Below are 24,426 nucleotides of genomic sequence, written 5' to 3'. Positions count from 1 at the left end.
TTCAGCCGACCGTTCCCGCGACGGCTTGGCCGCCGACGGTCACGGAGGGTTCACCCGACGTGGTGCCGTCGGCCTCCATCTGCTCGGCGAGTTTCATCGCCTCTTCGATCAGCGTCTCGACGATCTTCGACTCCGGCACGGTCTTGATGACCTCACCCTTGACGAAGATCTGACCCTTGCCATTGCCCGACGCCACACCCAGATCAGCCTCACGGGCCTCACCCGGACCGTTGACGACACAGCCCATCACCGCGACCCGCAGCGGAACCTCCATACCGTCAAGACCCGCCGACACCTGATCCGCCAGCTTGTACACATCCACCTGCGCACGCCCGCACGACGGACACGACACGATCTCCAGCCGCCGCTGCCGCAGATTCAACGACTCCAGAATCTGGATACCGACCTTGACCTCCTCCGCCGGAGGAGCCGACAGCGACACCCGGATCGTGTCCCCGATACCCTCCGACAGCAGAGCGCCGAACGCCACAGCGGACTTGATCGTCCCCTGGAACGCCGGACCCGCCTCCGTCACACCCAGGTGCAGCGGATAGTCCGACTGCGCGGCCAGCAGCCGGTAGGCGTTGACCATCACCACCGGGTCGTTGTGCTTCACCGAGATCTTGATGTCCCGGAAACCGTGCTCCTCGAACAGCGACGCCTCCCACAGCGCGGACTCCACCAGCGCCTCAGGCGTCGCCTTCCCATACTTCCTCAGCAGCCGCGCGTCCAGCGACCCCGCGTTCACACCGATCCGGATCGGCGTCCCCGCGTCCGAAGCCGCCCGCGCGATCTCCTTCACCTTGTCGTCGAACTGCTTGATGTTCCCCGGATTCACCCGAACCGCCGCACACCCGGCATCGATCGCCGCGAACACGTACTTCGGCTGAAAATGAATGTCCGCGATCACCGGAATCTGCGACTTCTTCGCGATCGTCGCCAACGCGTCGGCGTCATCCTGCGTCGGACACGCCACCCGCACGATCTGACAGCCCGAAGCCGTCAGCTCAGCGATCTGCTGAAGAGTGGCACCGATGTCAGAGGTACGGGTCGTCGTCATCGACTGGACGGAAACAGGCGCGTCCCCGCCCACCGGGACCGACCCGACCTGGATACGACGCGAAACACGACGCGTCGCCAGAGGCCGGGCCGGCAGGGAGGGCAGGCCGAGCGCGACCGGCTCGACTGCTGTCATCGTCAGGTCACTTCGCCCTGTTGGAGGCGACCGTCTCACGGGCGGCGCGGATGGACTCCTTCAGGGAGCCCATGGTGGCCATGACGGCCGTGGGCTCGTAACCGCAGTGCGCCATGCAGTTGTCGCACCGGTCGTCCTTGCCCCGGCCGTACTTGTCCCAGTCCGTCTCGTCCAGGAGCTTCTGGTACGTGGCCACGTACCCGTCGGCCATCAGGTAGCAGGGGCGCTGCCAGCCGAAGAGCGAGTAGTTGGGGATCGCCCACGCGGTGCAGGGGAAGTCCGCCTTGCCCTCCAGGAAGTCCAGGAAGAGCGGGCTGTGGTTGAGCCGCCACTTGCGCCGGTTGCCGTCGTCGAACGCCTTCTTGAACAGCTCACGGGTCTGCGTCACGCCCAGGAAGTGGTCCTGGTCGGGCGCCTTCTCGTAGGCGTACGCAGGAGACAGCATCATCTCCTCGACCTTCAGATCGTCATTGAGGTAGTTCATCACCTCGATGATCGTCTGCGGCGTGTCGGTGTTGAAGAAAGTCGAGTTCGTGGTGACCCGGAAACCGCGGCGCTGGGCTTCCTTGATCGCGGCCACGGCCTCGTCGAAGGTGCCTTCCTTGGCCACGGACTCGTCGTGCCGCTCGCGCATACCGTCAATGTGAACGGTAAAGGCAAAGTAAGGAGAAGGTGTGAACTTCTCGATTTTCTTGCGCAGCAGAAGGGCATTGGTGCAGAGGAAGACGTACTTCTTCTTCGCGACGAGTTGCCGGACGATCTCGTCGATCTGGGGGTGCATCAGCGGCTCACCACCCGCGATGGACACCATCGGCGCGCCCGACTCCAGCACCGCACCGACGGCCTGGGCCACCGGCATGCGCTGCTTCAGCACGTTGGCGGGGTGCTGGATCTTGCCGCAGCCCTCACATTTGAGGTTGCAGGCGAAGAGCGGTTCGAGCTCGACGATGAGCGGGAACTTTTCGCGGCGCCTGACCATTTTCTGTTCGAAGAGGTACGACGCGACACGGATGGTCTGACGGAGCGGCATAGCCATCTAGCTCACCTCCAGGGGAGCACGGTAGTGCGGTGCCAATCAAGAAAGGCAGGAACAAGATCTCTGAGCACCCGGAATGCGATGATCCCGGTGCGAAGCGTTCCGACACGTACGAGTTCGAACTCGGGCGTGTCGACGACGACTCGGGCCGCCGCGATGTGGCGCGCGCCTTCGGCGAGCGCGGCGCGTCGCATCGCGGCCGATTCCATGTCCACGGCGATGGCACCGGTCGCCGCCAGTGCGGTGCGCTCGGCGCCCCGCACGACATGGTCGGATTCTGCGAGGGGGCCGGTGTGCACGGTGTGACCGGCCGCCTTGAGCGCGGCGGCGAGCGCCTCGCTCTCGTGGCCGTCCTCGGCGACCACAACGTCACCGGGGCGCATGCCGGGCGCGAGCCCGGCACAGAAGCCCGTGGTGAGGACGGCCGAGCCGCGCAGCTCCGGTTGGTGCAGGGCCTCACGGACCACCCGGTCGGCGGCCGTGGGTCCCATGCCGGTCCTGAGCACGGTGACCCTTTCGGCGGCGTTCCGGGCCGCTCCCCTGCGCAGCGCGACCTTCTCGATGCGCAGGGCGCACACCACCAGCAGCGGCGGTCCTGTATGGCCCACGAACTAGGCCCCCTTTCCAGCGGCGGTTCCGGCGGTGACGGCCGGGGCACCCGCGGTACCGAACGGCTCGTCGCGTACGTATCGCCCGAGGGCGGTCAGCGGGAAGACCATGCGGTAGAGGTGGTAGTTGATCGAGAAGTCGCGGGGAAAGCCCGTACCGGTGAAGTACGGCTCGTCCCACGACCCGTCGGGGAGCTGAGTGTCGGTCAGCCAGCGCACCCCGCGCGCGACCGCGTCACCGTCCCGTTCGCCCGCCGCCAGCAGCGCCATCAGGGCCCACGCGGTCTGCGAGGCGGTGGAGGCACCGCGGCCCACCCATTCCCGGTCGGAGTAGGAGCGCAGGTCCTCGCCCCAGCCACCGTCGTTGTTCTGCACCGATTCCAGCCAGCTCACCGCCTTGCGGATCGCCGGGTGGCTCGACGGCAGACCGGCCGAGGCCAGCGCGGGGACGGCGGACCCCGTGCCGTAGATGTAATTGACCCCCCAACGGCCGAACCAGGCGCCGTTGTCCTCCTGTTCCGCCAGCAGCCACTCGATGCCGCGGCGGGCGTGCTCGTCGTGCTCGAGACCGAGCGCGGCGAGCATCTCCACCACGTGCGCCGTGACGTCGGCCGACGGCGGGTCGATGACCTCGCCGAAGTCGCAGAAGGGCAGCCGGTTCGGGAACCTGCTGGTGTTGTCGGCGTCGAAGGCGCCCCACGCGCCGTTCCGCGACTGCATCCCGACGTTCCAGCGCACGGCCTTCTCCACCGCGGAGTCGACGCGCGCCCGGTCCGGGTGGTCGATCCTGCGCAGGGCGAGGACGACCTCGGCGGTGTCGTCGATGTCGGGGTAGATGTCGTTGTGGAATTCGAACGCCCAGCCGCCCGGGGCGAGCTGGGGCCGCTGCACGGACCAGTCACCCGGCCGGGTGATCTGCTCGCCGAGCATCCATTCGGCCGACTTGACCAGCGCCGGGTCGTCCGCGGGGACGCCCGCGTCGGCGAGCGCGATGGCGGCGAGGCAGGTGTCCCAGACCGGGGACTGGCACGCCTCGATCATCCGGACGCCCTCTTCCGGCCATACGGCGAAACGATCCAGCGAGTCGAGACCGGCCTTGACCACCGGGTGGTCGAGCTCGTAGCCCAGCAGGTGCAGGGCGATCACGGAGTAGACGGCGGGTGGCTGGATTCCTCCCCAGCAGCCGTCGGCCTCCTGACGCTCGATGATCCAGCGGGCACAGGCGTGCATGGCGCTGCGCCGCACCATGCGCGGGCTGAAGCGGCGGTAGACGTGCAGCACCTGGTCGAGCCGCTCGAAGACGCCGTCCCAGGTCCTGATGGAGGCTCTGCGCCGCTTGGGGTTGGGCTGTTTGGGGTTGATGTGCAGCTCGTCGATGCCGAACGGCGCCGGGCGGACCGGGCGGTGGGCTCCGACGACGGTGAGCGGCACGATGGTCTGCCGCGCCCAGCAGCCGAACGAGTAGATGTTCAGCGGCATCCACTTGGGCAGGTAGATGATCTCGGGCGGCAGTTCCGGGAGGTCGTCCCAGCTCCACCAGCCGAACAGGGCCAGCCAGATGCGGGTGAAGACCCGGCTGGCCGCCACTCCCCCTTCGCCGCGCGACCACTTGGCGGCGAGTGCCATGTGCGCCTCGTCCGGGGAGTCCCCGGCGAGTCGCAGCGCGACATACGCCTCGATGGTGGCCGACACGTCGCCCGGCCCGCCGTGAAAGGTGGGCCAGGCGCCGTCCTCACGCTGCTGCGAGCGGATCCACCGGGCGGAGGCCGCGGTGGTCTGCTCGTCCTGGATACCCAGGAACTGTCGGAGCAACAGATCCTCGGCGTCCATCGTCACGTTCGTTTCGAGGTCGCCCTTCCACCATCCGTCGGGGTGCTGCCGTGCCAGAAGGTGGTCTGCGGCGCGCTGCACGGCACGCTGCGCCGCCGCCTCGGTGCCGTCGGCTGGAACAGGGTCCGGCTCCGAGGTGCTGCTGGCCGAAGGTGTCCGGTGGGTTGGCGTCCCTGGACTGCCATCGGTCGTCGCTGTCATGGCTTCCCCTTTGCAGTTGAGACTATCTGCGGTGTTGGGGCGGCCGTCGGCCGTCACATAAGAGGGACCGGCGACGTTAGCGCTCCACGTTTCGTTCTGTCGTTCTCTTTATTTCTCGCGGACCACCACAAAATCCGCGAGACCAACGAGCTTACGTTGAATTTGTTCCGGCATGTCCATTTTGTCCAGCGCGGCGATGGCGGTCGCGTACTGCCTCCTGGCCTCCTGGGAGGTCCACTCACGTCCACCGGCCTCTTCGATCAACGCCGCGCGCATAGCGAACTCTTCCTCGCTGAAGGCACCGGTTTCAGGATTCTTCGCGTCCGCCGCGAGCAGTTCACCCAGGCGCTCCGACGCGGACCCTCCCGCGGCGAGCGCGGCGACCACGGGAAGCGACTTCTTGCGCTGCCGCAGATCGCTCCAGGTCTGCTTGCCGGTGGCCGCGGGGTCGCCCCAGATGCCCAGCAGGTCGTCCACCGCCTGGAAGGCGAGCCCCAGGTGGTAGCCGTACTCCTCCAGCGCGTCGGCGTCGGACTCCGAGGCCCCGCCGAGCACCGCGCCGATGGAGGACGCGCAGGCCAGCAGCGCGCCGGTCTTGTTGCCCTCCATCTCCAGGCACTCCTGGACGGTGACCCGCTCGCGGTGCTCGAAGGAGATGTCCTGCGCCTGACCGTCGATCAGTTTGCGGGTGGCGGTGGTCAGCCGGCGGGTGGCCCGCCCGGCGTCGACCGTGCCCTGTTCCAGCAGCAGCTCGTTGGCGAGCGCGAAGAGCGCGTCGCCGACCAGGATCGCCTGGGCGGGACCGTGCACCTTCCACACCGTGTCGCGGTGCCGCCGCTGCTCGTCGCCGTCCATCAGGTCGTCGTGCAGCAGCGAGAAGTTGTGCACCAGCTCCACGGCGACGGCGCCGGGTACGCCCGTCTCGGCCGAGGCGCCCGCGGCCTCCGCGGACAGCAGGGCCAGCGCCGGGCGTACGGCCTTGCCGCCGTCGCCGTCCGCGGGGCGGCCCGCCTCGTCGATCCAGCCGAAGTGGTAGGCGGCGACGGTGTCCATCGGGGGTGCGAGGCGGGCCACGGCCGCGCGCAGTACGGGTGTGGTCAGGATGCGGCCGTTTTCCAGCAGTTCGATGACGCCGGTGGCGGTCACGTTCTCTCCTCTGGTTGCACCAATAGCACTCATGCCGCCTCCAGGACGCCGTTGTCGAATGGCATCCCGAGCGCGGACAACGCTTCTCGGGAGGCGTGCAGGCCGCTGCGCACCGCGCTCTCCATGGTCGCGGGCCAGCCGGTGGCGGTCCACGACCCGGCCAGGTAGAGGCCGGGGGCGCGGGTCACCGGACCGGGCCGCAAGCTCCCGACACCCGGAGTGGGCGCGAAGGTCGCGGTGCGTTCCCGGGTGACGAAGAAGTCGCGGACGCCCGCGCCGCGGGCCGCGGGCAGCAGCCGTTCCAGCTCGGGCAGGTAGCGGGCGCGCAACTCGGCCACGGGGAGGTCGATCTCGTCCTCCACCGCCGACTGGGACACGGCCACGTACTGACCGCCGCCGGTGAGCCCGGAACTGACGGTGCGGTCGAAGACCCACTGGACGGGGCTGCCGAGTGCCGCGAAGAACGGCTGTCGGAGCACCTGTCTGTTGTAGATCACATGCATATTGAGGATCGGAGCGGTACCGATGCGCAAGAGCTTTTCCGGATCTTCGAGCGATCCGGCGGGCAGCAGGCCGTGCGCCTCGCGCTGCGGGACCGCCAACACCACGATGTCCGCGTCGAGTTGCTCGCCGCGTCCCGGTCCGGTCTCGATCGAGACGTGCCAGCCGCCGTCCGCCGCCTCTTTGATGCCGGTGGTACGGGAGCGCAGCATGGTGCGTACGCCCGCGGTGTCCAGCGCGGCGCGGGCCCGGCCGTCGTGCAGGTCGCCCAGCGGCGCCGAGGCCCAGCCGATGTCGGCGGCCCCCGGGTCGGAGAGCAGTCCGGTCTTGAAGACCTTCGCGGCCAGGCCCAACGAGGCGTCGGCCGACCGCGCGTTGAGCGTGGCCACACCGACCAGGTCCCACAGCGCCTCGATGGTGCGCGCCGACTGCCCGCGCGCACTGAGCCAGCTCGCGAAGTCCGTACGGTCCAGGGCCGGGTCGTCCAGGTCGAGGCGGCCCAGCGCGAGCGCGGCGCGGCCCACCGAGGCCCGCTCACGCGGGCTCAGATGCGGATAGCGGAGCAGGCTCGCGGCCAGGTGCAGGGGCACCGGCAGCGCGGTCCTGGACAGCCGCCCCAGCCGGAGCGTGTCGGCCTCCAGCACCGGTACGTCCAGCCGGTCCTGAAGGGTCACCAGGTCGCGGGCCGCGATCCGGTCGATGAACCACTGGTAGGCGTCGCAGCAGCGCAGAAAGACGTGCTGGCCGTTGTCGACGGTCAACTCGCCGCGCTTGAAGGAGAAGGCGAGGCCGCCGAGCCGGGGTCTGGCCTCGGCGAGGGTGACGCGCACCCCGGCGTCGGCCAGCGCGAGCGCGGCCGTCGTACCGGCGAGTCCGCCGCCGACCACGACGGCGGTGCGCATGCCGCCGCCGTCGGTGGTGATCCGCTCATGCGCGGTCATGCGTCCTCCCCCCTTCGGCCCCGCCGTGTCCAGCACGGCGAACCGTTGCTGGCAGTGACGCCGTACGTGTCCCGGTGGTTGCCTCGTCGTGCGCGTACCGTGCCCCGTGCCGTGCGCGCGGACCCGCGCCGTCGCGGGACGGTCTCACGCGTCACCTCGTGGGGAGCGGGCGGTACGGCGGGCGTCGAGCCCCGCGAGGCCGCGGACGGCGACGTACGCCTTCTGCCGTCCGGGCAGTGACACCCGGCCGCGCAGGACGGCCTCGGGGTCGGCGGCGATCCGGTCGAGCAGCCTGCGGTAGATCCCGGCCATGGCCGAGACGCAGGCGCCGCTGCGCCGGTCGAGCATCGGGAGCAGCCGGTATCCGGTGGCGAACAGGGCGCGGGCGCGCCGTACTTCGAATTCCACCAGGCCGGGGAAGTCGGAGCCGGGCGGCGCGGTATCGCTGTGGAAACCGGCCGCGCAGCCGAACTTGGCGAGATCCTCGGCGGGCAGGTACGTCCGTCCGTTCGCGGCGTCCTCGCGGACGTCCCGGAGGATGTTGGTGAGTTGTAGGGCGAGGCCGAGCGTGTCGGCATATTCTGCGGCACGCGCATGATCGTGCCCATTCGCGGTGCCGAACACGCCAAGCGAGAGCCGTCCGATCGCGCCGGCCACGCAACGGCAGTACACGGCGAGGTCGTCCCAGGTCTCGTACGTCTCGCCGCGGACGTCCATCAGGACGCCGTCGATGAGTTCGTCGAGCCCTTCGAGCGGCAGCGGGAAGCGGCGCGCGGAGTCGGCGAGCGCGACCGCGACCGGGTCGGTGTCGTCCTCCGCGACCTCTCCCGCGCGGACACGGGTGAGCAGCGCGCGGGTGCCGTCGAGCCGCTCGGCCTTCTCCCGCGGCGGCAGTTCACCGTCGCCGATGTCGTCGACCCGGCGGGAGAACGCGTACAGCGCGGACATCGCCTGCCGTTTGGGGGCGGGCAGCAGGCGGATGCCGTACGCGAAGTTGCGGGCCTCGTGGCCGGTCACAGCCTCGCAGTAGCGGTAGGCCGCGAGCACGGGACCGGACGTGTGGGCGGAACCGTTCACGGTCCGGCTCACCCCTCTCTTCGCAATGTCGACCCCACCTCGCGCAGCAGGCTGGGCTTGGTGGCTTTCGGCGATACCGCCAGTACGTCGTACCCCGCCGCTTCGACCGCCTTCAGCGCGGCACGGCCGCCGCCGACGAATCCGGCGAGCAGCAGCCTGAGCCTGCCACGGACGCTGCCCACCAGGGGGGTACCTTCATCCAACAAGTATCCGGCGCGTTCCGCCTCGTGCGCGACCAGGGCGCGCACCTGTGCGCCGGCCGTCGCGGCGGCGAGATCGGCCTCCTCGACCGAGAAACGCTTCATGTCCTCGGCGGGCAGATAGATCCGGTCGCGGCCGAGGTCCTCGGCCACGTCCTGGAGATGCTCCACGATCTGGAGCGCGGTGCAGACCGCGTCCGAGCGCCGGACGCGCTCGGGCGTCGAGGTGCCGGTGATGGACAGCACCAGCCGGCCGACCGGATTGGCGGACAATTCGCAGTACGCCAGCAGGTCGTCGTAGGTCGCGTACCGCCGCACCCGCTGGTCCTGCCGGTTGGCGGCGATCAGACCGAGGAAGGGCTCGGGGCTGAGGTCGTGGCGGCGGACGGTGGGCTGGAGCGCGAGCAGCAGCGGGTGCCGGGGAGTGCCGTCGAACACGCGGTTGAGGTCGGCCTCGAAGGCGTCCAGCATCGCGAGCCGGTCGTCGGCGGAGTCGGCGGACAGTCCGAGTCGCAGCGCGTCCTCCCGGCCGCCCCCCGCCAGGTCGCCGTCGCCGATGTCGTCCACCAGCCGGGCGAATCCGTACACCGCCATCAGGTCCCGGCGCCAGGCACGCGGCAGGAACACCGGTGCCACGGGGAAGTTCTCGCGCGCGGCCTTGTCCAGGACGGCCCGGGACTCGGCGTCCCCGGTCACCATGCTCTTCCCGGCACACAGGCGGCGAGCGTGCCCCGGAGCAGGATGGTCCCGATCATCATGGCCGCCACACCCCCCGTTCTACACCGCCCAGCAGATACTTCCCATTTCGGACACGCCGCACCGGGTGTCGCACCCGGGTGTCGGTCAGCGGTTTCGATCATCTCCAGGCTCCCAGCACCGGTACAGCTTACGACCGGTGATGCTGCGGCGTACGCCGGGGGCGTGACACGTGGTGGGATTGACATACAAGGTCCCCGCCGGATCGTCCGACGGGGACCTCGTACGCCTGCGAGCAGGCAGGGAACGCTACTTGCCGGTGTGCTCCTCGTACGCCTTGAGCACGTCGTCGGTCAGACCGTCCATCAACAGCTCGCCCTTCTCCAGCCACACCACGCGGTCGCACGTGTCGCGGATGGAGTTGTTGTTGTGGCTGACGAGGAAGACCGTGCCCGCTTCCTTGCGCAGTTCCCTGATCCGGGCCTCGGACCGGCGCTGGAACGCGCGGTCGCCGGTGGCCAGCGCCTCGTCGATCATCAGCACGTCGTGGTTCTTGGCCGCCGCGATCGAGAACCGCAGGCGCGCCGCCATGCCGGAGGAGTACGTCCGCATCGGCAGCGAGATGAAGTCGCCCTTCTCGTTGATGCCCGAGAAGTCGACGATCCCCTGGTAGCGGCGGCGCACCTCGTCCTGCGTCATGCCCATGGCCAGACCGCCCAGGATGACGTTGCGCTCACCCGTGAGGTCGTTCATCAGCGCCGCGTTGACGCCCAGCAGCGACGGCTGGCCGTCGGTGTAGATCTTCCCTCGCTCCGGCGGCAGCAGACCCGCGATGGCGCGCAGGATCGTCGACTTGCCGGAGCCGTTGGAACCGATGATGCCGATCGCCTCACCGCGGTACGAGGTGAAGCTGACGCCCTTGACCGCGTGCACCCGGCGGACGTTCGGCGAGCCCTTGCGGGAGATCAGCCGGCCCAGGGCGGCGGTCGCGCTGCCCTTGCCGGTGCCCGCGCCGTGCACCGTGTAGACGATGTGCACGTCGTCCACTATCACGGTGGGAACGCGGCTGTCGGAGGGCTGCTGTGCCCTCTCGACGCTCTGCTGCTCAGCCACGGCCATATTGCTCCTCCGCCTTCCAGAAGTAGACGTAGCCGCCGACGCCCACCAGCACGGCCCAGCCGACCGCGGACGCCCACACGTGCGGCGGCAACTGGGAGGAGGTCACGCTGTCGATGAGCGCGAAGCGCATCAGATCGATGTAGACCGCGGCCGGGTTGATGTCGAGCAGGATGCGTACGAAGTGCGGCGCGTCGCTGGTCAGCTTCTCGATGCTGTACATGACGCCGGACATGTACATCCAGGTGCGCAGGATGAACGGCATGAGCTGCGCCAGGTCCGTCATCTTGCTGCCCAGCCGTGCCACGATCAGCGCCAGGCCGGTGTTGAAGACCCACTGCGTGATCAGCGCGGGGAACATCAGCAGCCAGGAGGCGTTCGGCACCTCACCGGTCATCAGCACGATCGCCAGCAGGACGAACATCGACATGATGAGCTGCTGGAGCTGCATCAGCGTGAAGGCGATCGGCATCGAGGCGCGCGGGAAGTGCAGCGCCCTGATCAGACCGAGGTTGCCGGACACCGCGCGCACGCCGCTGAGTACCGAGGACTGCGTGAAGGTGAAGATGAAGATGCCGGTGACCAGGAAGGCGATGAAGTTGTCGATGCCTTTGCTGGTGCCGATCAGCAGACCGAAGATCAGGTAGTACACCGCCGCGTTCAGCAGGGGCGTCATCACCTGCCAGAGCTGGCCGAGGCGGGCCTGGGTGTACTGCGCCTGGGTGCGCGCCTTGGCGAACTCGTTGATGAAATGTCGACGGCCCCAGAGCTGCCGCGTGTACTCCACCAGGCCAGGCCGGGCGCCACTGACGGACAAGCCGTACTTGGCCGCTACCTGGGCGGGGCTGAGGCCGTCATCGGCCGTGGGTGCCGGGGGGACACCGACGGCGACCGCACCATTGTGCGTTGTCTCGCTCACAGTTGACACTTTCGTCCTCAAGGTGCGCGCCGGGGCAGGGGAATCCCGGGCTGCGCCTGATGCTCTCAGGTCCGAGCTTGTCAGATGATCGGGGGTCGGCCTAGCCGGGTCAACCTCCAGACGGTCCGCCAGCGCATCGGCCGCCGTTGACCGCAGGGAGTTGTCCATCCCTCACGGAATCCGCCGAGCCACGCTCGCAGCGCCGGCCCGGACGGCCGGCGCACCAGCGTCAGCGCGAACCAGACGCCGAGGTACGCCGGGACCAGCGGCCAGGGCAGATTGCGCCGGGCCAGCCACACTCGGTTACGGGCCACCAACCGGTGGTACACCGCGTGCCGGGCGGGTGAGGTCGCCGGATGGAACAGCACCATGTCATGCCGATAGTCGATCAGCCAACCCGCGTCAAGAGCGCGCCAGGCCAGATCTGTCTCCTCGTGCGCGTAGAAGAATTCAGCGGGCAGCGGACCGACCTGCTGGATGACGCGGCTGCGCACGGCGCACGCGCCGCCCAGGAAGGTGGTGACCCGCGAGTCCCGCATCGGGTCGGCGGCGCGCAGCCGGGGGACGTGCCTGCGCTGCGTCTGCCCGGTCTCGGGGTCGGCGATCCGGAAGCTGATGATGCCCAGCTCGGGGTCGGCCTCGAAGGCCCGCCTGACCAGCTCCGCGGTGTCGTCGCCCGGCAGCAGCCCGTCGTCGTCCAGGAAGAGGACGACGTCCACTTCCTCGGCGCCGGGGCCGAACATCTCGATGCCGACGTTGCGCCCGCCGGGGATGCCCAGGTTCTCGGGCAGCTCCGCGGTGCGCACCTCGGCGGGCAGCGGCGGCAGCGGTGACCCGTTGCCGACCACGGCGACCGTCACCGGCGGGCCCTGCTGCTTGGCGACCGAGTCCAGCAGGTCGTTCAGCTCCGCGGGGCGGTTGCCCATGGTGATGATGACCGCGCCGACGCGCAGCGGCGTCCCCTGCGTGCTCACTTCAGCCTGCTGGAGGCGAGGACGGAGACCAGGTGCAGCAGGGTCTGGAGCAGCGCGATGCCCGCCAGCACGGCGACGCCGAGCCGGGTGAAGAACAGGTCGCCGCGCGCCTGATCCACGATCGCGAGCAGCAGGATGAGCAGGGACGCCTCGACGCCCAGCACGAGGCGGTGCCACTTCAGCGCGGCGGCGGCCTTGCGGGCCAGCGCCACTCCGGAGGAGCGCGGCTCGGACGCCGCCTCCTTGACCGGTGGGAGCCCGCCCTGGTGCCGGGCGACCCCGACGAGGTCGGTCTCGGCCTTGATCAGCACCGCGCCGAGCGCGGCGAGGGTGCCGAGGAACGCCCACAGCCAGTCGATCCGGCCGCTGCCCCACAGGTCGGCGGCGCGCAGTCCGAAGCCGACCAGGACGGCGGCGTCGCACAGGTAGGCGCCGACGCGGTCGAGGTAGACGCCGGACAGCGAGAACTGCTGCTTCCAGCGGGCGATCTCCCCGTCCACGCAGTCCAGCAGCAGGTAGAGCTGCACCATCAGCACGCCGAGGACGGCGCCCGCGATCCCGGGCACCAGCAGCGCCGGGGCGGCGAGGACGCCGAAGACGGTCATGAGGTACGTCAACTGGTTGGGCGTGACGCGGGTGGGCGCGAGGTGCCGGTCTATGCGCAGCGACAGCTCACGCATGTAGAGCCGGCCGGCCCAGTGTTCGCCGCTGCGGCGGTCCTTGACCCCCGGGGGGTGAACGACCGGGCGCAGTTCAGCTACTGATGGCTTTGACATAGTCGGCGTATGCGTCCCTGATCTCGGTGGCGGAGAGGTCCAGGTGTTCCAGGATCGTGAAGCGGCCGGGGCGGGTCTGCGGCGCGTAGCGCACCGCTTCGACGAACTCCGGTTCCGTGAAGCCGATCTCCTCGGGGAGAACGGGCAGTCCGTGGCGGCGCAGGGTCTCGGCGATGAGGCCCGACTCCTCGCGCGCGCCGCGCAGGTGCATCGCGAAGGCGGCGCCGATGCCGACCTGCTCGCCGTGGGCGGCGGCCCGCTGCGGGTGGAGCAGGTCGAAGGCGTGGCTGATCTCGTGGCACGCGCCGGACGACGGGCGGGTGTCACCGCTGATCGACATGGCGATGCCGGTCAGCACCAGGCCCTCGGAGAGCGTGACCAGGAAGTCGTCGTCGCCGATGCCGCCGGGGTGCCGCAGCACGGACTCGCCGGCGCTCCTGGCCATCGCCGCGGCCAGGCCGTCGATCGGCTCGCTGTTCTCGCGGTGGGACAGCTCCCAGTCCGCGAGCGCGGAGAGGTTGGAGATCGCGTCGCCGATGCCGGCCCTGACGTAGCGGGCGGGCGCCTCGCGGATCACGTCGAGGTCGATGACCAGCGCGATCGGCGTCGGGACACCGTAGGAGCCGCGCCCGTTGTCGTTGTCCAGGGTGGCGACCGGTGAGCACAGGCCGTCGTGCGAGAGGTTGGTGGCGACCGCGACCATGGGAAGGCCCACCCGCGCGGCGGCGTATTTGGTGACGTCGATGATCTTGCCGCCGCCGAGGCCGATGACCGCGTCGTAGCGCTTGCCGCGCATGGAGTCGGCGAGCTTCACGGCCGCGTCGATGGTGCCGCCGTGCACCGGGTACCAGTCCGCGCCGGGCAGCTCGGGGGCCAGCCGGTCGCGCAGCTTGAGCCCGGAGCCCTCGCTGACGGCGAAGGCGAGCTTGCCGGAGGTGGAGATCCGCTGATCGGCCAGGAGTACGGCCAGGTCGGCGATCGCGCCGCCCCTGATGTCGACGACGACCGGGGAGGGGATGAGCCTGGTCAGTACTGGCACGCAATCACCCGCCCCTTGGCGAGGTCGTCGTTGTTGTCGATCTCGACCCAGGCGACGTCACCGATCGGGGCGACGTCGATGGTGAAGCCGCGGTTGACCAGCTCCTGGTAGCCGTCCTCGTAGTACAGGTCGGGGTCGCGCTCGAAGGTGGTCTTCAGCGCGTCGGCCAGCTCGGCCGCCGCCTCGCCCTCGATGAGGGTGACGCCGATGTACTCACCGGTGGCCTCGGCCGGGTCCATCAGCTTGGTGATCCGCCGCACTCCCCTGCCGGGCTCGGCGACGACCTTCATCTCCTCGTCGGCGAGGTGCTTGACGGTGTCCAGGGCCAGCACGATCCGCTTGCCGCCGCCGCGCGCGGCCAGCAGGGTCTTCTCCACCGACACCGGGTGCACGGTGTCGCCGTTGGCCAGAATCACCCCGTGCCTGAGGACGTCGCGCGCGCACCACAGGGAGTAGGCGTTGTTCCACTCCTCGGCCTTGTCGTTGTCGATCAGGGTGAGGGTGAGGCCGTACTTCTCCTCCAGCGCCGTTTTGCGCGCGTAGACCGCTTCCTTGCGGTAGCCGACGACGACGGCGACCTCGGTCAGGCCGATCTCCGCGAAGTTGGACAGGGTGAGGTCCAGGACGGTCAGGCTGTCCGCAGCCCCTTCGGGACCGACGACCGGCACCAGTGCCTTGGGCAGGGTGTCGGTGTGGGGGCGCAGGCGTCTTCCGGCGCCGGCCGCCAGCACGAGGCCGATCATGCGGGTTCTCCTGTTTCGTCGTGTACAGCGGGAGCCCCTGCGGACACCCAGAAGCGGACGCTCTCGGTGAGGACCAGCAGCGCGAGCGCCGCGGCGAGCACCGTCAGCGCGACCGTGAAGCCTGTGTGGTGTGCGACGGCGGCCAGGAGGGCGACCACCAGGGTGCGGCCCTCGTGTCCACCGGCCGCCCGTACCAGGGCCCGCGGCGGCGCCCCGGTGCCGCCGCGGATGCGGTACACCGTGTCGTAGTGATGGTAGGCGACCGCGGCCACCAGGCCGAAAGCAGCGGGCAACGCCCCGTTTACCCCGGAGACGGCCGCGAGGGCCAGCACCGTGCCGTACTCACCGGCCCTGAAGATCGGCGGGACCAGCCAGTCCAGAGCCCCCTTGAGCGGCCGGGAGACGGCGAAGGACGAGGTCAGGACGTAGACCACGGCCACCAGCGGCGGCCACCAGCTGCCCCGGGAGGAGAGCGCGGCGGTGGCGGTGACCGCGGCGGCGCCGAGCAGGGCGACCGCGGGCGCCGCGAAGGACGGCATACGACCGGCGAGCGGGCGCAGGATCCGGGCCCCAGCCTCGGCGAGCGGCCCGCTGTCGGCGAGGTCGGCGAGCGCCTGGGCGGCCCGGTCGGTGCGCTGGGCCTTGCGGGTGAGTGAGCGCAGGACGCGGCCCGCGGTGGTGTAGCAGGCGGCGAGGCCGCAGCCGACCAGCAGGACGACGAAGGTGACGCGCGGGGTGGTGACCGCGGTGAGCACGGCTATCAGCGCCCAGCGCTCGCCGATCGGCAGCACGATCATCCGCCGTACCCACACCGTCCAGCCGACGCTGTCGAGCCTGCCGGACAGCGCGGCGGTGGGGCTGGTGTTGGCGGTGGCGTCGTGGTTGGCCTCGTTGAAGGCGAAGTCGACGACATGGCGGCAGGTCTGGAGGACCATCGCGCCGAGCGCGAGCGCCCATACGTCGTGGCCGCCGCGGGCGGCGCCGAGCGCGAGGCCCGCGTAGTAGGCGTACTCCTTGGCCCGGTCGAAGGTGGCGTCGAGCCAGGCGCCGAGCGTGGAGTACTGGAGGGAGTAGCGGGCGAGCTGGCCGTCGGTGCAGTCCAGGACGAACGAGGCGAGCAGCAGGACGCCCGCCGCGACGTATCCGGTCCGGGTGCCGGTGGCCGCGCAGCCCGCGGCGATCAGCGCGACCAGCAGCGACGCGGTGGTGACCTGGTTCGGGGTGAGGCCGCGGCGGGCGCACCAGCGGGCCAGGTAGCGCGAGTACGGGCTGATGCAGTGGGTGGTGAAGAAGCCGTCGCGGGACTTCACCGCGCTGCGCAGCCGTACCGCCTCCTCGTCCACGGCGGCGACGGCCTCGGCCGTCGCGGCGCGCTCGGCGGCGTCGGCGGGGACGGCCGCGACCAGGACGCCCAGCTCGGGGCGGTGCGGGGCGGCGCCCTGCGCGTCGAGGGCGGCGGCCAGCGCGTCGGGGACGACGGCGGCCGAGGTGGCCGCGCGGGCGGCGGGGGCGGTGTCGCCGTCGGCGGCGGACAGCAGGGTGCCGCCGGGGGCCGATACGGACGAGGCCGGTACGGAGGGAGCGGTCTGCGACGGGACGGTGGCGCCGCCCTGCGCGGTCAGCCCGGTGACGGCGGCGGTGAGCGCCTGGCGGCCTGCGGCCTGCGCGGACACGGCGCCAGGAATCGCGGCGGTGTCGAAGCGCGGGTCGGTCAGGGCCAGGCGCAGCGCGTGCCGGTGACCGACGAAGCGGCGGTCGACGACGGCGACCCGGTCGGCGGCGGGCACCTGGGCGAGCCGCGCGGCGACGGCGACGGGCGTGTCCGCCTCGACCACCTGGAATCCCAGCGCCCGCAGGTCGTCCGCGAGCGGCGACGCTGATCCCGCGGCGGGCGGGCCGGTGAGAATGGCGGTCGACAGAGGAACTCACTCCCTGGATGCGTGCGAAGGGCTTGCCTGTAAGGGCCGCGGTCGGCAAGTCCGGGCCAGGCACGACGGCAGAGGCTATCGGATCCACGTCCGCCACCGTTCACCGCCCGTTCGCCTGAACTTGGCGTGCCCGGCGTGATCATCATCGTTGATCACGGGCGCCCGGACAAACGACGGACGCGCTCACCCGTACGAGTGAGGTGGGCGGTGTTCCCCGCGCCCCTTCTGCGCGCCTCATCACCGCAGGTCACCGCACATGACAACGGTCTCCAGTACCGGCTTGCCCACGGTGGGTAACCGGTGTTGACTGACCGCCGCACACCGGATGGCACGGCGGTCCGACGAGAGGGGGACGCGGCCATGGGGTCAGGCCACGCGCACGGCCACGGCGAAGGTCGCACGCGCAGCGGCGGCCAGGAGCGCGGCGGCGAGCGGAAGGACGGCGGCGACGGCGGCCGGAAGAGGGGCCACGGTCACGACCACAGCCACGGTCTGCGGCCGGGCGCCGACGGCACGGCTGGTTCCGCGTACCGCGGCCGGCTGCGGATCGCGCTCGGCATCACGCTCTTCGTGCTCGCGGTCGAGGTGGTCGGCAGCGCGGTCACCGACTCCCTCGCGCTGCTCGCCGACGCCGGTCACATGGCGACCGACGCGGCCGGTATCGCGATGGCGCTGCTCGCCATCCACATCGCCAACCGCCCCGCCAGCGAGCGCCGCACCTTCGGCTTCGCGCGCGCCGAGATCCTGGCGGCGGTCCTCAACGCGGTGCTGCTCTTCGGCGTCGGCGCGTTCATCTTCTACGAGGGCGTACGGCGGCTGATCAGCCCGCAGCACATCGACGCCGGCGGCACCGTCGTCTTCGGCGCGATCGGTCTGGTCGCGAACTCCGTGTCACTCGTTGTGCTGATGCGCGGGCAGCGCGAGAGCCTCAATGTGCGGGGCGCTTTCCTCGAGGTGATGGCGGACGCGCTGGGGTCGCTCGCGGTGATCGTGGCGGCCGTGGTGTTCATGACCACCGGCTGGCGGCAGGCCGACCCGGTGGCGTCGCTGCTGATCGGTCTGATGATCGTGCCGCGCACGTGGAAGCTGCTGCGCGAGGCCATCGACGTCCTGCTGGAGGCCGCGCCCAAGGGCGTTGACATGGGCGATGTCCGCAGCCACATCGAGGGGCTGCCCGGTGTGGAGGGCCTGCACGATCTGCATGTGTGGACGATCACCTCGGGGATGCCGGTGCTGTCGGCGCACGTGGTGGTCAGCCAGGAGGTCCTGGAGGCGGTCGGCTACGAGAAGATGCTGCACGACCTTCAGGGCTGCCTCGGCACGCATTTCGATGTGGAGCACTGCACCTTCCAGTTGGAGCCGGTCGGGCACGCGGAGCACGAGGCGCGGCTCTGCCACTGAGCGGCACGCGAAGTGAGGCAGACTGAGGGCCTGTCGTCGAAAGCGAAGGATGGACATGCCCACCAGTCCTGCCACCGGCCGACCCGGCTCCCCCACCGCCGTACCGTCGCCCAATGGTGTTGCCGCGCAGACCCTGGCAGATGCCGAGCAGACCCCGGCGGGTCAAGCCGTGGCGGAACCGATCCTGCTCGAACTCGTCGACGAGGACGGCCGGACCATCGGCACCGCGGAGAAGCTGTCCGCGCACCAGGCGCCCGGACGCCTGCACCGCGCCTTCTCGGTGTTCCTCTTCGACGGCGAGGGCCGGCTGCTGTTGCAGCGCCGCGCGCTGGGCAAGTACCACTCCCCCGGTGTCTGGTCCAACACCTGCTGCGGGCACCCGTACCCCGGTGAGCAGCCGTTCGTGGCCGCGGCCCGGCGCACCGCCGAGGAATTGGGCGCGGCGCCGGTGCTGATGCGCGAGGCGGGCACGGTCCGCTACAACCACCCGGACCCGGCCTCCGGTCTGGTGGAGCAGGAGTACAACCACCTGTTCGTCGGGCTGATCGGCGACGCGCTGCGGCCGGACCCCGAGGAGATCGACGACACGGCGTTCGTGGGCCCGCAGGAGCTGGCGCGGCTGCGCGCGGACGGACCCTTCTCGGCGTGGTTCCAGACGGTGCTCGACGCGGCGCTGCCGACCGTGCGCGAGGTCACCGGCGGTACGGCGGGCTGGTAGCCCCCGTCCAGCGGGGCCCCGTCCGGCACCGGGCAGGACGGGCAGGGCAGCGCGGGACAGGCACGCAGGTCAGGACGGGCAGGCAGAACGGGCACGCAGGTCAGGACGGGCAGGCAGGTCAGCGCAGGACGGGCCGGGGGGTTTCAGAGGGCGGTGGTCCGCAGCGGGAGCGCCGCCCAGATCACCTTGCCGCCGGTCTCGGTCTGCGCGATGTCGCACTGGCCGCCCGCCTCCGCGGTGATCGTCTTCACCAGCAGCAGCCCGCGCCCGCCGGTCTGCCCGTGGTCGGCCTCCAGCGCCCTGGGGCGGTACGGGTGGTTGTCCTCGACGGCGATCCTGATCCAGTCGGCGCCGACCGCGACCTCGACGGTGATCTCGGGCGACAGCACGGCCGCGTGCTTCACCGCGTTGGTGACCAGTTCCGAGACGATGACCAGCAGTCCGTACAGCAGGTCCTCGTCGATCGGCACCCCCTGGTCGGCGACGAGGGCGCGCACCCCGCGCCGCACCTGGGGCACGGACGAGTCGAGAGCCGGGGCGGTGAACCGCCACACCCCCTCGTACGGTCTCGGAGCCGGAGCCTGATCGGGCGGGACGCTCCCGCGCACCTCCATGACCGCACCCACCGTCGCTTTCGCGTGACGTGTCCCCGCGGCCCCTGCCGACAACCCCGGCAGCTTCCGCCTCACAGGTCGAGTGTCCGTAACGGCGGGAGCCGAACAGGCAGGAAACCGTAAGTCCGCACCTTTCTGTAATTTTTGACCGGAAACGATCGCCGACTTCGTTTTTTCGATCGATTCGCGGCAGTCTTCGGACGCTTCCCGAACTCTTCGACCGAGATCATCTGCACGTGCACCGGCGTACCGGTGCGTCCTGGCACGGCGTACCGGTGCCTCCCGGCGCGGGCGCCGTGCGCCCCCGGCCGGCCGCGCGCCGGTCGATAGGATCTGTCGGCACCGGCCAGCGCATGTCGCCCCCGTGAAGGAGCACGCATGTCCACCTCCGGCCCTGGGCTGCTCGTCAGCGCCGCGGACGGCACCGCGACCGTGACGATCAGCAATCCGGCCCGGCGCAACGCGATGACGACGGCCATGTGGCAGTCGCTGCCGGGACTCCTCCACGACCTCGCGGTCGATCCCGCCGTCCGCGTGCTGGTCCTCACCGGCGCGGGCGACACCTTCTGCGCGGGCGCCGACATCACCGACCTCGCCGACCCCGTCTCGTCGAGCGGCGCGCAGTCCGCCGCCATGGCCGCGGAGGAGGCGCTGGCCGCCTTCCCCAAGCCGACGATCGCGGCCGTACGCGGCTACTGCGTGGGCGGCGGCTGCCAGCTCGCCGTCGCCTGCGACCTGCGCTTCGCCGCGCGGGGCGCCCGCTTCGGGATCACGCCCGCGCGCCTGGGCATCGTCTACGGCGCCGCCTCCACCCGGCGCCTGGTGCGGCTCGCGGGGCCCGGTACCGCCAAACACCTGCTGTTCTCGGCCGAGTTGATCGACGACGAGCGGGCGCTGCGCACCGGCCTGGTGGACGAGGTGCTGCCGGAGGACGAGCTGGACAAGCGGGTCACGGAGTTCGCCGGGGTGCTGCGGTCGCGCTCGCAGCTCACGCAGGCCGCCGCGAAGGAGTTCACCGCGACGGCGGACGCGTCGGACGACACGGCCCGCGCCGCCCACTGGGCCCGGCAGGCCGCCCTCAGCGGCGACACCGCCGAGGGCGTCGCCGCATTCCTCGAACGCCGCGAGCCGCGCTTCACCTGGACCCCGGCAGCGGACTGAAGCAATTGCGCGGCCGACCGAGCGGAGGAACGAAGTCGATGGCACGGCTCACGACGGCCGAGGTCCGCCGCTGGCGGGCCCGCTCCCAGGGCCTGACCGAGGACGGAAGCGACGGCGCGGGCGGCAGCGCGGGCGAAAGCGACGGCAGCGGCAGCGGCAGCGGCAGCGGCAGCGGCAGCGGCAGCGGCAGCGGCAGCGGCAGCGGCAGCGGCAGCGGCAGCGGCAGCGATCGTACGGTGGCGGACGCCGTCCGGCTCTCGGCCGGTCTCCAGGCGCAGGACGCGAAGGCGTGCCGGCTCCAGGTCAGGGCGCGGACCGGCGGCACGGACGGAGCGCCGACCGCGGCCGACGTGGACAGGGCGTGCGGCGCGGACCGCCGCGCCGTCGTCCGCACCTGGCTCATGCGCGGCACCCTGCACGCGGTGGCGGCCGAGGACGTGCGCTGGCTGACCGCGCTGCTCGGCCCGCGCGCGGCCGACGCGTACCGCGGGCGCCGCGCCCGGCTGGGCCTCGACGAGGAGCTGTGCGAGCGGGCGCTGCCCGCCCTGGAGCGGGTGCTGGCCGACCGGCCGCCCGTACCGCGCGCCGAACTGGTCGACCTGCTCGCGGCGGAGGGGGTGGCCGTGGACCCGGGCGGCCAGGCCCCGGCGCACCTCGTTCTCTTCGCGGCGGCCAGGGGCGTGCTGTGCCGCGGCCCCGAGGCGGCGGGCGACGTGTCCACGTATGTCCTGCGTGAGCGGTGGCTGAAAGACGTCCCCGACGACGGCCCGACCGGCGACGACGCGCTGGCCGAACTGGCCGTCCGGCACGCCACCGCCTACGGCCCCGCGTCGGTCGCCGACTTCGCGCGCTGGTCCGGGCTGCCCCTGGGCCAGGCCAGGCGCGGCCACCGCGCCGCGGAGGACCGGCTCGCGCAGGTCGTGGGCCCGGACGGCGAGCCGCTGTGGGCCGCGGCCGGCACGGCGCCGCCTCCGGCGCGGCCCGCGGACCGGCCACGGGTACGGCTGACCGGGCACTTCGACCCGTATCTGCTCGGCTACCAGGACCGCGACGCCCTGCTCGACCCGGCCTTCGCGACCCGTATCGCCACGGGCGGCGGCATGCTCATGCCCTGCGTGCTGCGCGACGGCGCGGTGGTCGCCACCTGGCGCCACACCTGGCAGGGCCGCCGCCTCACGCTCCGCGTCGAGCCGCTGACCGGCCCCCTCCCCGCCCCGGTCGCCGCCGGCATCACGGCCGAGGTCGCCGACATCGGCCGCTTCCTGGGCACGGAGGCCGCGTGGGAGTGGGCGCGGGGACTGTAGGCGTCCCCATGACCGGCCCGGCTGAACGCCCAGCGCATACGAGTCGCACCGGCACGCGGTCCGCGCCGGAGTGGGCGCAGGGGTCGCGGGCGTCCCCTCACGGCCCGGCTGAAGGCTTCAGCGCATGCGGGTCGCGCCCACCGCCACGCGGTCGGCGGCGCCCGGCGGCATGGCCGGGTGGCGGCCGAGGAGGATCACGCCGATGGTGATGGCGGCGAGACCGGCGGCCTCCCAGGCGAGGGCGCCGGGGGTGACGCGCAGGCGGTCGCCGAGGAAACCTATGCCGCAGGCGATTCCGGCCAGCGGCTGGGCGGCGGTCAGCGCGGGCAGCGACATCCGCAGCGAGGCGGTCTCGAAGGCGCTCTGGACGAGCAGCATGCCGGTGAGGCCGATGACGGCGATGGCGTACGGCTGCCAGTGCACGGCGAGGGCGGCCACACCCTCGTCACCGGCCAGTTGGCTACAGATCCGGGTGAGGGCGTCCTGGAGCCCGTAGAGCAGGCCCGCGGCCAGCGCGAGGAGCGTGGCCTCGGACGACGGCGGCAGCCGCTTGGCCGCGCCGGTGAGCAGCAGCGCGAGCCCGGCGACGATGCCGAAGACCAGCCAGTGCCGCAGCGCCCCCGCCTCGGCCGCGCTGCCCTCCGGCTGGCCCGCGACGATGAAGGCGGTCACGCCGAGGGCGAGCAGGACGACGCCGCCCCAGCCGCTGAGGCCGAGGGACTGGCGCGGGGTGAGCCAGCGGGCGAGCGCCATGGCGAAGAGCAGATTGGTGGCGGTGAGCGGTTCGACCAGGGAGACCTCGCCGTAGACGAGGGCGACGGCTCCGAGCACCTGGCCGCAGACCATGAGGCCGACACCGAGCAGCCAGTCCGGCATCCGTACCAGGTGCAGCAGCAGCCGGAAGGACAGGAAGTCCGCGAGCGAGGCACGCGCGGCCGCACGCTGCTGCAACACGAAACCTAGGCCGAGGCAGCACGCGGCACTGACTCCCAGCAGGAACACGGCCACGCGGTCACTGTATAGGCACTGACCGCGGGATCGAGGGGTTCCGTGGGCTTCGCCACAGGTCCGCGTCGCCTTCGGGACAGCGACGCGGACAGCTCACCGACAGCTCACCGACAGCTCACGAACAGCTCGCGGACAGCGGTCCCACGGGAGCCGGCCGGCCCGGCGGACAGCCGAGCGCCGGCCGGCCGACAGCCGGGCGACAGGGCGCCCCGCAGCCGCCGTACGGGTCACGGCCGCGCGTTCGGAACCGTTTCCGCGCTCTCCCACACGGTGAGGAACGCCAGCCGCAGGCACGCGGCGAGCGCCGGGTGCTCGATGTAGAGCGCGGTCGTCGCGCCGGTCCCGGCCACCGGGTCCGGCATGTCGCAGAGCACCAGCGACGCGTCGGCGACCACCAGCTTCAGCGGCAGCGCGGAGGTGAAACGGTGCTCCTCGCCCGCCGCGCCGAAGCGCCGTACGTTCTCCAGCACCTCCGTGTCGTCGAGCGAGTCGTGGGTGTAGATCGCCCGCACCGAGCCGCCCGAGCGGCGCAGCCGACGTACCACCTTGATGCCGGGGGTGTTCGCGGCCGGGGCGACGAAGGGCGGTTTGCAGAAGCTCAGCAGTTCGGTCTTGGCCTGGCCCTGGATGTCGGTGAACGCCTCGGCTATCGACTTGGGGTCGCGCAGGATCTCGACGTAGTCGATCGGCACGGTCTGCGTGCGGCCGTCGGCCCAGACCGGGACGAGGGCGGCGGTCAGCGCGGAGGAGACGCGGTCGAGGCGTTCGAGGGTCTCGCGCTGGAGGGCCATGAGGCGGGCGACGGCCAGTTCCGGCGCGACGGCCGAGAAGGTGGCGACCCGGCCGGGGTGCGCGGTCGCCAGCCGCCGCCGTACCAGCGTGTCGAGCACGTCGTACACCCGCTGCCGGGGTACGTCCGCCGCCCGCGCGACCTCCGCCGCCGTGTACGACTCGCGTCGCACGAGGGCGAGATAGACCCGCGCCTCGTACCGCGCGAGACCCAGCGCGACAAGGTCGTTGACCGGTTCTTCCTCCGTCTCCATGGCGCCACAAGGTATACGGCGGAGATCGACTTGCGGAAGCGAGCCGGGGTCGGATCCAGGCCGATCCGAGGGCAACTCTTTGCCATAGGCCGGTAGTTACTTGGGCCCTCGGTCACTACGTTCAGCATCGGTCACCACTCACGGTGGTGGCAGTCGGCAGTAGATGACATCCGGATCACCAGTGAACGTGCGCCACACGAAGTCCCAGGCGTCGCCGTCGCATGATCGGTTGTCATGACCTTGACATGAAG

The 24,426-nt window shown here is 71.2% G+C and carries 22 protein-coding genes; 4 read left to right on the top strand and 18 right to left on the bottom strand.

The features are described 5' to 3' along the window. Nucleotide 1 precedes the first annotated feature (1 nt). The 15 genes from ispG to ACFZAM_RS33225 form a co-directional block, all read right to left on the bottom strand. Nucleotides 2-1,195: a flavodoxin-dependent (E)-4-hydroxy-3-methylbut-2-enyl-diphosphate synthase gene (gene ispG / locus ACFZAM_RS33295; protein ID WP_391051419.1), complete on the bottom strand. Its 1,194-nt coding sequence runs from the start codon at nt 1,193-1,195 to the stop codon at nt 2-4. A 7-nt stretch (nt 1,196-1,202) separates the two neighbouring features. Further along, entirely contained in the window at nt 1,203-2,231 is a 1,029-nt protein-coding gene (gene hpnH, locus ACFZAM_RS33290; protein WP_355339472.1) for an adenosyl-hopene transferase HpnH, read from the bottom strand. A gap of 5 nt (nt 2,232-2,236) precedes the next feature. After that, nucleotides 2,237-2,839 carry a 1-hydroxy-2-methyl-2-butenyl 4-diphosphate reductase gene (locus tag ACFZAM_RS33285; RefSeq protein ID WP_355339469.1) on the bottom strand — a complete coding sequence of 201 codons (603 nt, stop codon included), beginning with the start codon at nt 2,837-2,839 and terminating at the stop codon, nt 2,237-2,239. Between the two features lie 3 nt (nt 2,840-2,842). Then, on the bottom strand, nt 2,843-4,870 hold the full coding sequence (gene shc / locus ACFZAM_RS33280; protein ID WP_391051416.1) for a squalene--hopene cyclase: 2,028 nt from the start codon (nt 4,868-4,870) through the stop codon (nt 2,843-2,845). Between the two features lie 108 nt (nt 4,871-4,978). Continuing rightward, the gene (locus ACFZAM_RS33275) at nt 4,979-6,049 is read right to left on the bottom strand and encodes a polyprenyl synthetase family protein (RefSeq protein ID WP_188282688.1); all 1,071 of its coding nucleotides are present in this window, start codon (nt 6,047-6,049) and stop codon (nt 4,979-4,981) included. Continuing rightward, the gene (hpnE, locus tag ACFZAM_RS33270; protein WP_391051414.1) at nt 6,046-7,458 is read right to left on the bottom strand and encodes a hydroxysqualene dehydroxylase HpnE; all 1,413 of its coding nucleotides are present in this window, start codon (nt 7,456-7,458) and stop codon (nt 6,046-6,048) included. Before hpnE ends, ACFZAM_RS33275 begins: the two co-directional genes overlap by 4 nt. A 144-nt stretch (nt 7,459-7,602) precedes the next feature. Then, nucleotides 7,603-8,547, bottom strand: a complete 945-nt coding sequence (hpnD, locus tag ACFZAM_RS33265; protein WP_355339460.1) for a presqualene diphosphate synthase HpnD — start codon at nt 8,545-8,547, stop codon at nt 7,603-7,605. Continuing rightward, nucleotides 8,544-9,434, bottom strand: coding sequence for a squalene synthase HpnC (gene hpnC, locus ACFZAM_RS33260; protein ID WP_391051411.1), 891 nt, complete (start codon nt 9,432-9,434; stop codon nt 8,544-8,546). Before hpnC ends, hpnD begins: the two co-directional genes overlap by 4 nt. Before the next feature lie 306 nt (nt 9,435-9,740). Then, the gene (locus ACFZAM_RS33255; RefSeq protein ID WP_355339454.1) at nt 9,741-10,550 is read right to left on the bottom strand and encodes an ABC transporter ATP-binding protein; all 810 of its coding nucleotides are present in this window, start codon (nt 10,548-10,550) and stop codon (nt 9,741-9,743) included. Then, nucleotides 10,537-11,466 (bottom strand): ABC transporter permease, encoded by a 930-nt coding sequence (locus ACFZAM_RS33250; protein WP_355339451.1) that lies wholly within the window; start codon nt 11,464-11,466, stop codon nt 10,537-10,539. Before ACFZAM_RS33250 ends, ACFZAM_RS33255 begins: the two co-directional genes overlap by 14 nt. 80 nt (nt 11,467-11,546) lie before the next feature. Beyond that, on the bottom strand, nt 11,547-12,392 hold the full coding sequence (locus ACFZAM_RS33245) for a glycosyltransferase (RefSeq protein ID WP_355339541.1): 846 nt from the start codon (nt 12,390-12,392) through the stop codon (nt 11,547-11,549). A gap of 44 nt (nt 12,393-12,436) precedes the next feature. Next, nucleotides 12,437-13,216 (bottom strand): CDP-alcohol phosphatidyltransferase family protein, encoded by a 780-nt coding sequence (locus ACFZAM_RS33240; RefSeq protein ID WP_188282694.1) that lies wholly within the window; start codon nt 13,214-13,216, stop codon nt 12,437-12,439. Continuing rightward, complete coding sequence (locus ACFZAM_RS33235; RefSeq protein WP_355339448.1) at nt 13,194-14,255, bottom strand: iron-containing alcohol dehydrogenase family protein; 1,062 nt, start codon at nt 14,253-14,255, stop codon at nt 13,194-13,196. Before ACFZAM_RS33235 ends, ACFZAM_RS33240 begins: the two co-directional genes overlap by 23 nt. Beyond that, complete coding sequence (locus tag ACFZAM_RS33230; RefSeq protein ID WP_355339445.1) at nt 14,243-14,998, bottom strand: phosphocholine cytidylyltransferase family protein; 756 nt, start codon at nt 14,996-14,998, stop codon at nt 14,243-14,245. Before ACFZAM_RS33230 ends, ACFZAM_RS33235 begins: the two co-directional genes overlap by 13 nt. After that, nucleotides 14,995-16,917: a DUF5941 domain-containing protein gene (locus ACFZAM_RS33225; RefSeq protein WP_391051493.1), complete on the bottom strand. Its 1,923-nt coding sequence runs from the start codon at nt 16,915-16,917 to the stop codon at nt 14,995-14,997. The genes ACFZAM_RS33230 and ACFZAM_RS33225 overlap by 4 nt, the downstream gene beginning before the upstream one ends. A gap of 369 nt (nt 16,918-17,286) precedes the next feature. Between ACFZAM_RS33225 and ACFZAM_RS33220 the strand changes: the two genes are divergently transcribed. Further along, nucleotides 17,287-18,327, top strand: a complete 1,041-nt coding sequence (locus ACFZAM_RS33220) for a cation diffusion facilitator family transporter (protein WP_391051406.1) — start codon at nt 17,287-17,289, stop codon at nt 18,325-18,327. A 55-nt stretch (nt 18,328-18,382) separates the two neighbouring features. Next, the gene (idi, locus tag ACFZAM_RS33215) at nt 18,383-19,045 is read left to right on the top strand and encodes an isopentenyl-diphosphate Delta-isomerase (RefSeq protein ID WP_355339441.1); all 663 of its coding nucleotides are present in this window, start codon (nt 18,383-18,385) and stop codon (nt 19,043-19,045) included. Between the two features lie 143 nt (nt 19,046-19,188). On the opposite strand, the gene ACFZAM_RS33210 is transcribed toward idi, so the two are convergent. Beyond that, nucleotides 19,189-19,659 carry an ATP-binding protein gene (locus ACFZAM_RS33210; RefSeq protein ID WP_355339439.1) on the bottom strand — a complete coding sequence of 157 codons (471 nt, stop codon included), beginning with the start codon at nt 19,657-19,659 and terminating at the stop codon, nt 19,189-19,191. Nucleotides 19,660-20,037: 378 nt separating this feature from the next. Here ACFZAM_RS33210 and ACFZAM_RS33205 point away from each other — a divergent pair, with 378 nt between their 5' ends. Together ACFZAM_RS33205 and ACFZAM_RS33200 are read left to right on the top strand one after the other, a co-directional pair. Continuing rightward, on the top strand, nt 20,038-20,820 hold the full coding sequence (locus tag ACFZAM_RS33205) for an enoyl-CoA hydratase-related protein (RefSeq protein WP_391051403.1): 783 nt from the start codon (nt 20,038-20,040) through the stop codon (nt 20,818-20,820). Between the two features lie 38 nt (nt 20,821-20,858). Further along, nucleotides 20,859-22,124, top strand: coding sequence for a DNA glycosylase AlkZ-like family protein (locus ACFZAM_RS33200; RefSeq protein ID WP_391051401.1), 1,266 nt, complete (start codon nt 20,859-20,861; stop codon nt 22,122-22,124). 117 nt (nt 22,125-22,241) lie between these two features. Here the strand turns inward: ACFZAM_RS33200 and ACFZAM_RS33195 are convergent, their stop codons facing one another. Continuing rightward, nucleotides 22,242-23,132 (bottom strand): DMT family transporter, encoded by an 891-nt coding sequence (locus ACFZAM_RS33195; protein ID WP_355339433.1) that lies wholly within the window; start codon nt 23,130-23,132, stop codon nt 22,242-22,244. Between the two features lie 227 nt (nt 23,133-23,359). After that, nucleotides 23,360-24,175 carry a helix-turn-helix domain-containing protein gene (locus ACFZAM_RS33190; RefSeq protein WP_355339430.1) on the bottom strand — a complete coding sequence of 272 codons (816 nt, stop codon included), beginning with the start codon at nt 24,173-24,175 and terminating at the stop codon, nt 23,360-23,362. Between the last annotated feature and the right edge of the window lie 251 nt (nt 24,176-24,426).

Origin of the sequence: Streptomyces sp. NPDC008079, assembly GCF_042957385.1 — a bacterium.
GTDB lineage: Bacteria > Actinomycetota > Actinomycetes > Streptomycetales > Streptomycetaceae > Actinacidiphila.
This window is presented reverse-complemented; position numbering and strand designations above follow the sequence as displayed.

Bases quoted from the DNA above. Each gene is read 5' to 3' on its own strand.
- ACFZAM_RS33240 (WP_188282694.1), bottom strand. From the start codon at position 13,216: ATGTCAAAGCCATCAGTAGCTGAACTGCGCCCGGTCGTTCACCCCCCG.
- ACFZAM_RS33230 (WP_355339445.1), bottom strand. From the start codon at position 14,998: ATGATCGGCCTCGTGCTGGCGGCCGGCGCCGGAAGACGCCTGCGCCCC.
- hpnC (WP_391051411.1), bottom strand. From the start codon at position 9,434: ATGGTGACCGGGGACGCCGAGTCCCGGGCCGTCCTGGACAAGGCCGCG.
- ACFZAM_RS33255 (WP_355339454.1), bottom strand. From the start codon at position 10,550: ATGGCCGTGGCTGAGCAGCAGAGCGTCGAGAGGGCACAGCAGCCCTCC.
- ACFZAM_RS33245 (WP_355339541.1), bottom strand. From the start codon at position 12,392: ATGGGCAACCGCCCCGCGGAGCTGAACGACCTGCTGGACTCGGTCGCC.
- ACFZAM_RS33205 (WP_391051403.1), top strand. From the start codon at position 20,038: ATGTCCACCTCCGGCCCTGGGCTGCTCGTCAGCGCCGCGGACGGCACC.
- hpnH (WP_355339472.1), bottom strand. From the start codon at position 2,231: ATGGCTATGCCGCTCCGTCAGACCATCCGTGTCGCGTCGTACCTCTTC.
- ACFZAM_RS33210 (WP_355339439.1), bottom strand. From the start codon at position 19,659: ATGGAGGTGCGCGGGAGCGTCCCGCCCGATCAGGCTCCGGCTCCGAGA.
- ACFZAM_RS33190 (WP_355339430.1), bottom strand. From the start codon at position 24,175: ATGGAGACGGAGGAAGAACCGGTCAACGACCTTGTCGCGCTGGGTCTC.
- hpnE (WP_391051414.1), bottom strand. From the start codon at position 7,458: ATGACCGCGCATGAGCGGATCACCACCGACGGCGGCGGCATGCGCACC.
- ACFZAM_RS33200 (WP_391051401.1), top strand. From the start codon at position 20,859: ATGGCACGGCTCACGACGGCCGAGGTCCGCCGCTGGCGGGCCCGCTCC.
- idi (WP_355339441.1), top strand. From the start codon at position 18,383: ATGCCCACCAGTCCTGCCACCGGCCGACCCGGCTCCCCCACCGCCGTA.
- shc (WP_391051416.1), bottom strand. From the start codon at position 4,870: ATGACAGCGACGACCGATGGCAGTCCAGGGACGCCAACCCACCGGACA.
- ACFZAM_RS33220 (WP_391051406.1), top strand. From the start codon at position 17,287: ATGGGGTCAGGCCACGCGCACGGCCACGGCGAAGGTCGCACGCGCAGC.
- ispG (WP_391051419.1), bottom strand. From the start codon at position 1,195: ATGACAGCAGTCGAGCCGGTCGCGCTCGGCCTGCCCTCCCTGCCGGCC.
- ACFZAM_RS33275 (WP_188282688.1), bottom strand. From the start codon at position 6,049: ATGAGTGCTATTGGTGCAACCAGAGGAGAGAACGTGACCGCCACCGGC.